The following is a 12388-nucleotide window of genomic DNA, read 5'->3' as shown; positions in this document are numbered from 1 at the left end:
TCGGTCAGGGCAGGATCTCGACGTACCCGTCGGTTCCGTGCACCCGGATCCGCTGCCCGTCCCGGATCAGCCGGGTGGCCTGCTCCACGCCCACGACGGCCGGCAGACCGTACTCCCGGGCGATCACCGCGCCGTGCGTCATCAGGCCGCCCACCTCGGTCACCAGGCCTGCGGCGGCGACGAACAGCGGCGACCAGCTGGGGTCCGTGAAGGGCGTGACCAGGATGTCGCCCGCTTCGAGATCGGCCTCCGCCATGTCGAGGATGACACGTGCCCTTCCCTCGACGGTCCCGGCGGAGACCGGAAGGCCGACCAGGGCGCCGGCCGGCACGTCGTCGCGCCGGTACGCCCCGGTGAGGGCCTCACCGTCCGAGGTGAGCACCCGGGGCGGTGTGAGCGCGTGGTACGACCGGAACGCGTCCTTGCGCCGCTCGATGAGCCGGTCGTCCACCTGGTGCGCGCGCACGACGTCGTGGAGTTCCTGGAACGTGAGGTAGAAGATGTCCTCCCTGTCGGCGAGCACGTCGGCCCGCACGAGGCGCTCGGCCTCCTCCAGCAGGGCCTGTTTGTAGACGAAGTAGCGGCTGACGATGCCGTACTTCGGGTACTCCCGGTACCCGATGAAGGTCCTGACCCGGTCGATCATCCGCTTGGTCTCGTCGGCCTTGCGGTCCCCGTCCGGCAGGGCCCGCAAGCGGGACAGCACGTCCTGTTCCTTCTCCCGCGCCTTCTGCCGCCCTTGCTCGAAGCGCCGCTCGGCGGCGCCCGGCTCGAAGTTCCTGACGTTGTCGAGGATCACGGGCACGAGCGTGGCGGGGCGCTCACGCCACCGTGGCCTGGTGATGTCGATCTCGCCGACGCAGCGCATGCCGTACCGGTCGAGGTAGGCCTCGATGGCGTCGCGCGCTTCGGTCCCGCCCGCTAGCTTCGCCAGGTCGTCCAGGAAGTCCTCGCCGTCGACGCGCTGCAGGAACGCCACCACGCCCGGGTAGGGGCGGATCACGTCGGCGACGTCGAGCAGCGCCAGTCCCATTTCCGACGTGACGTTGTCGGGGGCGGACAGGGTGAGGGTGTCAGCCGCGTTCTTCTCGCCCAGCCACTCCTGCAGCTTGTCGTTGAGCCACCACGTGGCCTCCATCCCGGCCATGATCGCCTGCATGCTCAGCGGATCGCTCAGGACCCGCTTGTGCTCCTCGAAGGCATCCAGCAGGAAGTCGAACAGCGCCGGTCCGCTCTTCGTCCGGATGTCGCGCTCCAGGGCGGCGACGGACACCTGGCTGCGCTCGATCAGCTCGGTGACGACGGCCGGATCGTTCTCGATCGGGGCGGACGCACCGCCGGCCGGCGGCCGCCCGCCGGGTCCCGTGTCCGGGAGCGACGGAACGAAGTCGTCACGGTCGAGGACGGTCTCCAGCGCGTCCCTGACCAGCGGATCGCCTCTCCCGATGATGTCCAGGAGGCCGGCGCGGGTCGCGGGCGAGGCAAGGCGCGGGGTGACGTCGACGAAGAGCCGGCCACCGGCCTCGTGCATCGGCACCATGGCCGTCAGCTGCCACATGGAGAGCCCGAGGGGCTTCATGGGGTCGGTCATCATCTGCCCGTGCCCCACGGAGACGTAGACGTGGTTCTCCTGGTCGCCGGTGTCGGGGATGGGGAACAGCGTCGTGATCGGCCGGCTCTGCACGATCCGGAAGCCGTCGTCGGCCAGGCACCATTCGATGTCCTGGGGGCAGCCGAAGTGCGCTTCGATCCGCCGCCCCAGCTGCACGAGCCGCACGACCTGCGCGTCCGTCAGCGCCGGCTGTTCCTGCCGCTGCGCGTCGATCGCCACTTCCCGCGTGCCGCCGGCCGGCAGGGCCTGCACGGCACGCTGTTTGGCGGCGATCGCCTTGGCGACGACCTCGCCGTGTCGCACCGTGAAGACGTCCGGGTTCACCAGGCCGGAGACCAGGGCCTCGCCGAGGCCGAAGCCGGCGTCCACGGTGGCGGTCTTCCGGTTGCCCGTGACGGGATCGGCCGTGAACAGGATGCCTGCCGCCTGCGGGAAGACCATCCGCTGCACGACCACGGCCATGTGGACCGTGCAGTCGTCGATGCCGTTGCGCCGGCGGTAGGTCACGGCCCGCTCGGTGAACAGCGAGGCCCAGCACCGGCTGATGTGCCGGAGGATCTCCGTCGTCCCCATGACGTTCAGGTAGGTGTCCTGCTGGCCGGCGAAGGAGGCCGTCGGCAGGTCCTCCGCCGTCGCGCTGGATCGGACGGCGTAGGCGGCCTGCTCGCCGAGCCGGGCGAGCTCGCGGGTGATCGCCGCCGCGAGATCGCCCGGAACGGCGGTCTCTTCGATGGTCCGGCGGAGCTGCGCGCTGAGCGTGCGGATCGCCTCGCGGTCGTCCGGGTCCGCACGCGACAGCTGATCGAGCCGCTCGTCGATCGACGGCGCCTCCGCCATGATCCGCCGGAAGGCGTCCGTCGTCACACAGAAGCCGGCCGGCACCCGGACGCCTTCGATCCGGGACAGTCCGCCCAGGTGCGCGGCCTTGCCGCCGACGGCCGCGATCTGCGTGGCGTCGACCTCTTCGAGGTTCCGCACATACTGCTCACTCACTGCTGTACCTCCGAGGCAGCCGTGCTCCGTCGCACCGCGGTGGCCGATCGCATCACCGGCGCCGCCCACTCCGCCGCACCTCTCGCCGACCCTCTCGACGAACACGTCCTCACCTCTGGTCCCCCACACCTCGACAACAACACACGCACGTCGTGCCCCCAGCTCCGCAGTTTTGTGGCATCGGCCGATGATTCTCCGCCGTGACCCGGGTCTTGCCGCAAGCCCCCCGGTGCGCTATACGTTGAGAGTGGCGAGGAGAGAGTTCTCCTCGCCTTTCGCGTTTACTGGAGGGCGTCTCTGCTGGAGGGCGTCGTCGCACGCGGGTGGCGACAGCGCGCGGGTGGCGACAGCGCACGAGCCGTCCCTGACGCCACGTCGCCGAGCTGACCGGTCGCGAACGGTTCCGGGCGTCCCCTACGGCTCACCGATCACAGCTCACCGATCCTGCTGCCCCGTTGCCGGACGACCCGCACGAGCGGGGCCAGCTCGGGCTCCGTCGCGGCGGAGTCGAGGGCCTCGCGCAGTGCCTCGTTGTGGGTCGGGCGGGCCGCCTCCAGGAGGGCGAGGCCCGCTTCGGAGACGTTGGTGTAGATGCCCCGCCGGTCGGTCGGGCACAGGTAGCGGGCGAGCAGGCCTCGGTCCTCCAGACGCGTGACGAGCCGGGTGGTGGCGCTCTGGCTGAGGACGACGGCGTCGGCGACCTGCTTCATCTGGAGATGGCCGCCCTGGCCAGCGTGCTGGCGGCTGAGGACGTCGAGCAGGGCGTACTCGCGCACGCTCAGGTGGTGTGCGGCCTGTAGTGCGCGCTCGACGTGCGACTCGATTCTGCCGTGGAGCAGGGACAACGCGCACCAGCCCTGAGCGAGGGCGGTGAGTGCGGGGTCGGTGGCGGTCATCTGGCACGCGTCCTTCCGTGAGGGCCCTCGGAGCCCTTCAAGAGTCTCTTCGGAGCCGTACATGGCATACGCCACTATACCGCGCTTGCAATTAACCCGCGCATGCAATTATTGTTGTCGCTCGTAAGGAGCTACTGCAACGTCCCCTCGGAAGGTCATTCCATGCCTCTCGCGCTCCTGGCCCTCGCCATCGGGGCCTTCGGCATCGGCACCACCGAATTCGTCATCATGGGCTTGCTGCCCGACGTCGCCGCCGACTTCGGCGTCTCGGTGCCCACCGCCGGATTCCTCGTCACCGGATACGCCCTCGGCGTCATGTTCGGCGCCCCGCTCATGACGGTCCTCGGCACCAGGATCTCCCGCAGGAACATGCTCATGCTGCTCATGGGCCTGTTCATCGTGGGCAACGTCATCTCGGCGGTCGCCCCGGTCTTCGCCGTCATGCTCATCGGCCGTGTGGTCGCCTCACTGGCCCACGGTGCGTTCTTCGGCATCGGCTCCGTCGTCGCCGCCGAGCTGGTCGCCCCCGAGAAGAAGGCCGGCGCCATCTCCATGATGTTCACCGGTCTGACCGTCGCCAATGTCGTCGGCGTGCCGCTCGGCACGTTCGTCGGGCAGAGCGCCGGCTGGCGCACCACCTTCTTCATCGTCGCCGCGCTCGGCGTCGTCGGCCTCGCGGGCATCGCCAAGCTCGTCCCGGACATGCCCAAGCCGGAGGGCGTACGTCTGCGCCACGAGGTGGCCGCGTTCAAGAACGTCCAGGTGCTGCTCGCCATGGCCATGACGGTGCTCGGCTTCGGCGGTGTCTTCGCGGCCATCACCTACATCGCGCCGATGATGACCGACGTCGCCGGTTACGCGGAGTCGTCCGTGACCTGGCTGCTCGTCCTGTTCGGCCTCGGCATGGTGGTCGGCAACCTGATCGGCGGAAAGTTCGCCGACCGCAGGCTCATGCCGATGCTCTTCACGGCACTCGGCGGCCTGGCCGTGGTCCTGGCACTGTTCACCGCCGGCGCGCACGACAAGGTGACGGCGGCCGTCACCGTGTTCCTCATCGGAGCCCTGGGCTTCGCCACGGTGCCGCCGCTCCAGAAGCGCGTACTGGACTACGCGCACGGGGCACCGACCCTCGCCTCCGCCGTCAACATCGGCGCCTTCAACCTCGGCAACGCGCTGTCCGCCTGGCTCGGCGGCATCGTCATCGCCGCCGGCTTCGGCTACACCTCGCCCAACTGGGTCGGTGCGGCCCTCGCCGCCGCGGCCCTGATCCTGGCCGTCGTCTCCAGCACCCTGGAGCGCCGCGCCCCCGAACGCCACGCCGCCACCGCGCCGGCCCGGGTTCCGGCCGCGGCCGAGCGCCCCGTCGCCGCGCACCACTGACCGTGCGCCGACGCCGCGCACGGACCCCCACCCCGTACCAGCCCCATCACCCCCGTCGCCGTCGGCGACCCGCAAGATCGACCAGGACAAGGAAAAGCATCGTGCCCACCATCCCCACCGTCACCCTCGCCAACGGCGTCACCATGCCGCAGCTCGGCTTCGGCGTCTTCCAGGTCCCCGACGAGGAGACCACCGCCGCCGTCACCAGCGCCCTGCGGGCCGGCTACCGCAGCATCGACACGGCCGCGATCTACGGCAACGAGCGCGGCGTGGGCCGGGCGCTCGCCGACTCGGGCATCGCCCGCGACGAGCTGTTCATCACCACCAAGCTGTGGAACGCCGACCAGGGCCACGACGCCACGCTCGCCGCGTTCGACTCCTCGCTGGAAAAGCTCGGCCTGGACCACGTCGACCTGTACCTCATCCACTGGCCGACCCCGGCCCGCGACCTGTACCTCGACACGTGGCGTGCACTGGAGAAGCTGTACGCCGACGGGCGCACCCGCGCCATCGGCGTCTCCAACTTCCAGCCCGCGCACCTGGAGCGCCTGCTCGGAGCCGCCTCGGTCGTGCCGGCCGTGAACCAGATCGAGCTCCACCCGGGCCTCCAGCAGGCCGAACTGCGCGAGTTCCACGCCCGGCACGGCATCACCACCGAGGCATGGAGCCCGCTCGCCCAGGGTGCCGTCCTCACGGACGACGCGGTGACCACGATCGCCGCCGCGCACGGCAAGAGCCCGGCCCAGGTCGTCCTGCGCTGGCACCTGCAGATCGGCAACGTGGTCATCCCCAAGTCGGTCACGGAAACCCGTATCCGCGAGAACCTCGACGTCTTCGACTTCGAACTCAGCGCGCAGGAGATCGACGCGCTCACCGGGCTCGACCGCGGCCTTCGGACCGGCCCGGACCCCGACACCCTCAACTAACCGACAGGACCGGCCTCCACCAACGGCCTTCCCCGCACCGCACTTCGTACCACCACCTCCACGCAGTACAGATTGAGGCACCACCATGAGCATCCGCTCACTGCTGCCGGGCCGCATCGGCTTCGGCACCGCGCCGCTCGGCAACATGTTCCGCGCCATCCCCGACGAGGAGGCCGCCGCCACCGTGCAGGCCGCCTGGGACCAGGGCATCCGCTACTTCGACACCGCGCCCCTCTACGGTGCGGGCCTGGCGGAGCTCCGGCTCGGCGACGTCCTCGCCGACAAGCCCCGCGACGCGTACGTCCTGTCCACCAAGGTCGGCCGGCTCGTCCTCGACGAGGTCGAGGACCCCGCGAGCCGTGAACTCGGGGAGAAGGGCGCCCTGTTCGAGCACGGCCTTCCCCACAGGATGGTCAACGACTACAGCGCCGACGCGACGCTGCGCTCCGTCGAGGACAGCCTCGAACGCCTGCGGACGGACCGCCTCGACATCGTCTGGGTCCACGACGTCGCCCAGGACTTCTACGGCGACGACTGGGTCGGCGTGTACGAGAGCGCCCGCACCGGTGCGTTCCGCGCTCTGACCCGGCTGCGCGAGGAGGGCGTCATCGCGGCCTGGGGCCTCGGCGTCAACAAGGTCGAGCCGCTGGAGATGACGCTCGACCTGGATGAGCCGCGCCCCGACGCGTTCCTGCTGGCCGGCCGCTACACGCTGCTCGACCACTCCCGCGCCCTCCAGCGCCTGCTGCCCGCCGCGGCCGAGCGCGGCGTCGACATCGTCGTCGGCGGCCCCTACAGCTCCGGCATCCTGGCCGGCGGCAGCCACTTCGAGTACGCCGAGGCGCCGGCCCACATCGTCGACAAGGTCGGCCGGATCAAGGCGCTCGCGCAGGAGCACGGCATCGGCATCAAGTCCGCCGCCCTCCAGTTCGTGCTGGCCCACCCGGCCGTCGCCGCGGTCATCCCCGGCGCGACCCGGCCCAGTCGTATCGCCGAGGACCTCTCCGCGCTCGCCGAGGACGTCCCGTACGGCTTCTGGAAGTCGCTGCGCGAGCAGAGGATCATCGCGCACGACGCGCCGGTCCCCGTGAAGGACGCGGCGTGACCGCCGCCCGCGTCACCCTCGACGTGCCGTGGCCCGCCGACCGGGTCTGGCAGCTCATCGGCGGCTTCGGCTCGCTGCCCGACTGGCTGCCGTACATCACCGAGAGCGTGCCGGGCGAGGGCGGCCGGCTGCGCACGCTGACGAACGCCGAGGGCGGGGTCATCGTCGAACGCCTCGAAGCCTTCGACGAGACGGCCCGCGCTTACACCTACTCGATCACGCGGGCCCCCTTCCCCGTCACGGGCTACCGCTCGACGCTCCAGGTCGTCGACCGCGGCGTCGACGGATCCCGGGTGGAGTGGTCGGGCACGTTCACTCCGGACGGTGTCACCGACGCCGAGGCGACCGCCCTCTTCGAGGGCATCTACCGGGACGGCCTGGCCGCCCTGGCGGAGAGGCTCGGCGCCTGACCGGGCGGGGCGACAGCCGACGAGGGGGCCGGGATCCCAGCGATCCCGGCCCCCTCGGGCGCACGCCCCGCACTCGACAACCGACTCCCCGTCAGGACGGGGCGAGGACACAGAACTCGTGGCCCTCCGGGTCGGCCAGACACGTCCACGGGACGTCGCCCTGGCCGACGTCGAGGGCGGTCGCGCCGAGGGCCCTCAGCCGGGCCACCTCCGCCGCCTTGTCGTCACCGGGGTACGGCAGCAGGTCGAGATGGACGCGGTCCGGCACGGTCTGCACGTCGGGCGTGCGGAGGAACTCGAGATACGGGCCGACGCCCTTGGCGGAGCGCAGCGTCGCATGATCGTCGGACACCTCGTGCAGGGTCCAGTCCATCGCCGCACCCCAGAACCGGGCCATCGCCCACGGATCCATGCAGTCGACCACCATCGCGGCGATCGGCCCGGTGTCCCGGTAGACCTCCCGAGGCTCCAGCACGCAGAACTCGTTGCCCTCCGGGTCGGCGAGGACCGTCCACGGCACCTGACCCTGCCCCACCTGGGCGGGCGTCGCCCCGAGAGCCTTCAGGCGCGCGACCAACTCCGCCTGATGGGCCTCGGAGGTGGTGGCGAGATCGAGATGCACCCGGTTCTTCGTCGCGGTCTTGGGCTCCGGGACGGGAACGACGTCGAGGCCCACGACGACCGGGTCCGGCCAGACGAGGCCACCGGCGGGTCCGACATAGGTGGTCGCGCCGGGGCTGTAGGCACTCCAGCCGAGGGCCTCCGCCCAGAACCGGCCGACCGTCGAGGCGTCGACAGCCTTGATGATCACGTGAGCGGGTCGCAGGGCCATGCCGGCGATCCTATGCGCCGGCTCCGCCGCGGCATCGAAGTGCTCGGTGTGTCCACCGCGGGTGTTCTCGATTCAGCCCGCCCAGGAGGAGTTCACGAGATGCCGTCCGGTCCGATGGGGCGGCCGGGACCAGCGGCGGGCAACGCGTGCCACCAGTGACCGCAGCCGCCGGAGCAGAAGCGCTCGCGGCGCCGTCCGTCCGCGATCGCGAGTACGGCGATCAGCAGCCGGAACGCCTTGCGGCGCTCGTCGACCGGGGTGAGGCCGGCGATCTTCCCCAGTTGCTGGTCGATCCGGCCTCGGGTGATCAATACCGCGGGCGTGTGCGTCGGACGCAGCCCGGCACGGCGGATGCTCTCCGGTCCGTCCTCGGCGACGGCGCGGGCCTGGATGCAGTGGTGGCGCAGGAAGACCAGTACCTCGGACTGCTCATCCTGTCCCAGACCGTCGAACCACTCGACGCCCTGTGCCATCGGGCGCAGTCCCTGGGCGAGTTCGTTGAGTACGACGTCGCGTTCGCTCACAACAGGCTCCCGTTGAACGGTCGGCGGTGCACCACGGTGATCAGGATTCCGAGCGGCGCTGCCAGACCGACCGCACGGAACGCGTCCACAGCCCAGTCACTGTGCCGTGTGCCGCCGCTCGAACGCCAACGCAATATCGAGCGGCGGCGCCACCGTGTCGAGAGGCAGGTGCATCCGCCGGATCGCGGCCGGCGCCCGCCCGGGCCCTCAGTCGTCGCTCCCGACACCGCGATCGGGTGCGCTCATGTCCCCCGTCGCGGGCGTGCCGTCGGCGAGCCCGTAGCGCAGGTACACGGTGCCCTTCGGGCCGGCCACCGGCGGCTCGAGGAGAGTGATGTTCGTGGGCACCGCACCGCCGTCGAACACCTTCTTCCCGACGCCGAGCATGATCGGGTGGACCCAGAGGTCGAGACGGTCGAAGAGCTTCTCGCGCAGGAGGGTCTGCACCAGGTTCAGGCTTCCGACGACCTTCACATGCTCGTGCCGGTCGCGGATCTCGCGCACCGCGTCGGCCAGATCCGGGCCGAGCTGCGTGGACCCGGCCCAGGAGAGGTCGGGCCTGCCGCGGGAGGCCACGTACTTCGGGACGCTGTTGAAGAGCGTGGCGATCTCGTTGTCCTGGCCTCCCTTCTGGTGCGGCCAGTAGGCGGCGAAGAGGTCGTACGTCCGCCGGCCGAGCAGGAGGGCGTCCGTGTCCTCGTACGCGGCGCCGACCTGCGCCCCGGAGACCTCGTCCAGCAAGGGCGCCTGCCAGCCGCCGAACGGGAACCCCACCGGGTCCTCGTCGGGGCCGCCGGGCGCCTGCCCGACAAGGTCGAGGGTCGTGAACAGCTCGATGTGGATCAGGCCCATGGCTTACTCCCGATGAGTTGGTTGTCCCGGTCGGCAGGTAGACCTGTGGACGTCGGCGGACTCATCGCCGCGACGGCACCAGGCTTCGAACTCGTCGACCGCCTCGCCCGGTGCATCGGCAGGTGTGCGGTGTGCCTTGATCCAGACCCGCACGCCGATGGGGGTGCGGTGGCAGGGGTGGCAGGAGTCGAACCTGCGGCATCCGGTTTTGGAGACCGGCGCTCTGGCCTCTGAGCTACACCCCTTGGGTGGGTCCAGCCTGGCATGACCAGCAGATCCGTCTCCACGGGATTTCTCCGCCGGCCTGCCAAGTCGGCCGTGGTGGACCTCACGACCGGGGCCGGCCGAATTCGCTGATGGTGAGCCGCGCTCCCCCGGCCCAGCCGTGCGGCGGGTACCGGGGGTCGAAGAACTCGAGGTTTCCGCTGGCGGCGGCCACCCAGTTGCTCGCGTGCAGATTGATGATCTGGTTGTACATGTCCTGGGGGCCGGGTACGGCGCCCCCGCTCTGGTTGGCGAAGGACTCGGCGGCCCATGCCACCGTGAGCACGGCATCGTGGTTCATGATGGCGTACCCGTCGCCGAGTTCCTTGTCGGTGAAGCCCAGTTCCTCGAAACCGGAACGGAACGAGTCGAAGCCCGGCGGATTGTCGGTTCCCTTCTTCCAGGTCTCCGGGCTCAGTACGGACACGTCGACCACGGTGATCCGGTCCCGGACGAGATCCGTCACCCGGGCCGGGTTCCCGCTGAAGGCCGAGCGCCCCGACCAGCAGGTGACGACCGTGATCGGACGCAGGTCGCCGGCCGCCTGGCTGCACAGCCCGCGATCGGCGAGCGCCTTGACGAAGTCGGGGAAGTCGTTGTCCCGGCCGGCGTAGAAGACGAGTTCCGATTTCGAGTAGCAGATGTTCTGTACGGCCTGCCCGAAGAGCTTGGGGACCACGTGATCCTTGGTCGACCCCACGTAGCCGGTACGGCGCTTGCCGATGGCGTCCTTGAACTCCTGGTCGAACGCGTCGCGAAGGGTCTGCACATAGAGGTCGTCGTTGGTGTCGTAGACGAGGAATCCTCGCTGTTCGCCGCCGTTCGTGCCCTCGAGGTGCTTCCGTACCGCGCTGATGTGCTCCAGGTTCGAGGGCGAGGTCTTGAACAGGTAGGGGGATTCAAGGCTGGTCGCCGTCAACGGTCCGCCCACAGCGGGGATCTTCAGCGCGGACAGCCGGTCCGCGAGCCGCTGCGTCTCCGGCAGGCTCACTCCGAGACCGGCGGCCGCGACCACCGGATGACTGCCGGTCGTCATCGTGGCCAGACGGTCCGCGACGGCCTTCCAGTGCTGCTGCTCGCTGCCCTCGTTGGCCAGGAGCAGCTGCACACCGGGGACCCCTCCGGGCAGGCCCGTCGCCTTGCGGCTCTTCAGGCCCGGGCAGCCGTTCGCGCGGCACTGGGCGGTGTAGGCGCCGTCGAGGCTCTCCCTGATGGCCTGCCACGCCATGGGGCTGCTGTCGTTCGCGGAGTACGGCATCACGAGTGCGACCTTGACGAACGGTTTGCGCTTGTCCCGGGCGGACTCCTCGGCCACGCGCCGGTTCTCCTGAGCGATCTTCCCCACGATCCCGCTCAGTTCGGGGCCGAACGTGCCGGCGGGGACGACCGGATCGGCGACGCCGACACACTCGGAGCCGGTACGGGTCAGTCCGCCGGCGCACGCGGCTACGCGTTTCCCTTCGTCGTCGTGCGATGGGCCTGACGGGATGTGCATCAAGCCGACGATCACGCCGGGGACGAGTACCGCCGCGGCCGCCGTGGCGCTCACCGCCCGCCACCGCCACCCCCGGGGTCGCGGCCGCGACCGCGACCGTCGCACCGGGGGCGGCTCGACGAGGGGACGCAAGGTGTTCACCAGATCCCTGCTCGTGGGCCTCTTGGCCGGGTCCCGGTCCAGCGCGGCCCTGAGCAGCGGGACCAGGTCGTGCGGTACGCCGTCGAGATCGGGAACGTCGTCCTCGGCGGGGTACGGGCGGACCTCGTCCGGCACCGCGAAGCAGCCCCGCCCGCGCGCGGCGAAGCCGACGGTCAGAGCCCAGGCCCAGACGTCGGTCGGGGGCCATGCGGGAGGGCCGCCCGGCCTGAGCCGCTCGGGCGCCAGATACGGCAGGGTGCCGAGGACGTGCCCCGTCTCCGTGAGCCTCTCCCCGTCGACGAACCGGGCGATCCCGAAGTCGATGACCTTGGTGCCCTGTGGGCCGAGCAGCACGTTGGACGGTTTGAGGTCGCGATGGACCACACCGCGTGAGTGGGCGGCCTCCAGCGCTCCGGCCAGGTCGAGCGCCAGCTTGCGCACCGCGTCGGGAGGCAGGGGCGTGCCTTCGCCCAGCCGGTCCTCCAGGGTGGGGCCGGGTACGTACTCGGTGACCAGGCACGGACTGTCCGGTCCCGGAAACGCGGCGAGGACGGCGACGATACGAGGATCGCGGAGCGTCTGAAGGATGCGTGTCTCGCGCGCGAAGCGCTTCTGGAACTCCTCGTGAGCCGCCCGCGACGGAAGAATCGTCTTCACCGCGACCTCGTGGCCCGCCTGGTCCCGCGCCAGGTAGACCACACCCATCCCGCCCTGCCCGATCCTGCCTCGCAGGCTGTAACCGTGCAGTTCGGACGGGTCATCCGCAAGGAGCGGCTTGACTTCCATTCTGGACTCCCCCCAGCAGGCACCGTTCGACGTCGGGTGCCCGCCCTGGGTACCACCTGGCGATCAGCTCTCCGACGCATGTCCCGATAAACAGGGGGAGTTGACCATTGATGATCGATACGGTCCGCCCGCGAGTGCGAAGAAGCGGCGCCGTTCGAACAGTCAATTGCCG

General features: G+C 70.4%; 10 protein-coding genes and 1 tRNA gene. 4 read left to right on the top strand and 7 right to left on the bottom strand.

All coding sequences use genetic code 11. From position 1 onward, the window contains the following. Positions 1–4 precede the first annotated feature (4 nt). On the bottom strand, positions 5–2605 hold the full coding sequence (gene rph, locus IE275_RS38820) for a rifamycin-inactivating phosphotransferase (protein ID WP_189717395.1): 2601 nt from the start codon (positions 2603–2605) through the stop codon (positions 5–7). A gap of 428 nt (positions 2606–3033) precedes the next feature. Further along, positions 3034–3501 carry a MarR family winged helix-turn-helix transcriptional regulator gene (locus IE275_RS38815; protein ID WP_189717394.1) on the bottom strand — a complete coding sequence of 156 codons (468 nt, stop codon included), beginning with the start codon at positions 3499–3501 and terminating at the stop codon, positions 3034–3036. Between the two features lie 162 nt (positions 3502–3663). Between IE275_RS38815 and IE275_RS38810 the strand changes: the two genes are divergently transcribed. From IE275_RS38810 to IE275_RS38795, 4 genes are all read left to right on the top strand, one after another. Next, positions 3664–4881 carry an MFS transporter gene (locus IE275_RS38810; RefSeq protein WP_189717393.1) on the top strand — a complete coding sequence of 406 codons (1218 nt, stop codon included), beginning with the start codon at positions 3664–3666 and terminating at the stop codon, positions 4879–4881. A 101-nt stretch (positions 4882–4982) separates the two neighbouring features. Further along, positions 4983–5807: an aldo/keto reductase gene (locus IE275_RS38805; protein ID WP_308435757.1), complete on the top strand. Its 825-nt coding sequence runs from the start codon at positions 4983–4985 to the stop codon at positions 5805–5807. 85 nt (positions 5808–5892) lie between these two features. Then, on the top strand, positions 5893–6912 hold the full coding sequence (locus tag IE275_RS38800; RefSeq protein WP_189717392.1) for an aldo/keto reductase: 1020 nt from the start codon (positions 5893–5895) through the stop codon (positions 6910–6912). Continuing rightward, the gene (locus IE275_RS38795; protein WP_189717391.1) at positions 6909–7322 is read left to right on the top strand and encodes an SRPBCC family protein; all 414 of its coding nucleotides are present in this window, start codon (positions 6909–6911) and stop codon (positions 7320–7322) included. The genes IE275_RS38800 and IE275_RS38795 overlap by 4 nt, the downstream gene beginning before the upstream one ends. A gap of 91 nt (positions 7323–7413) precedes the next feature. On the opposite strand, the gene IE275_RS38790 is transcribed toward IE275_RS38795, so the two are convergent. The 5 genes from IE275_RS38790 to IE275_RS38770 all read right to left on the bottom strand — a co-directional run bounded on the left by IE275_RS38790 (position 7414) and on the right by IE275_RS38770 (position 12216). Next, positions 7414–8154 (bottom strand): VOC family protein, encoded by a 741-nt coding sequence (locus IE275_RS38790; protein WP_189717390.1) that lies wholly within the window; start codon positions 8152–8154, stop codon positions 7414–7416. A 92-nt stretch (positions 8155–8246) separates the two neighbouring features. After that, complete coding sequence (locus IE275_RS38785; protein ID WP_189717389.1) at positions 8247–8678, bottom strand: DUF5958 family protein; 432 nt, start codon at positions 8676–8678, stop codon at positions 8247–8249. Positions 8679–8885: 207 nt separating this feature from the next. Beyond that, positions 8886–9530 carry a dihydrofolate reductase family protein gene (locus tag IE275_RS38780; RefSeq protein ID WP_189717388.1) on the bottom strand — a complete coding sequence of 215 codons (645 nt, stop codon included), beginning with the start codon at positions 9528–9530 and terminating at the stop codon, positions 8886–8888. A gap of 169 nt (positions 9531–9699) precedes the next feature. Further along, positions 9700–9775 (bottom strand) — tRNA-Trp (locus tag IE275_RS38775). 83 nt (positions 9776–9858) lie between these two features. Further along, positions 9859–12216 (bottom strand): bifunctional serine/threonine-protein kinase/ABC transporter substrate-binding protein, encoded by a 2358-nt coding sequence (locus IE275_RS38770; RefSeq protein ID WP_189717387.1) that lies wholly within the window; start codon positions 12214–12216, stop codon positions 9859–9861. Positions 12217–12388 lie beyond the last annotated feature (172 nt).

The organism is Streptomyces phaeofaciens (assembly GCF_014648915.1).
Lineage (GTDB): Bacteria > Actinomycetota > Actinomycetes > Streptomycetales > Streptomycetaceae > Streptomyces > Streptomyces phaeofaciens.
This window is presented reverse-complemented; position numbering and strand designations above follow the sequence as displayed.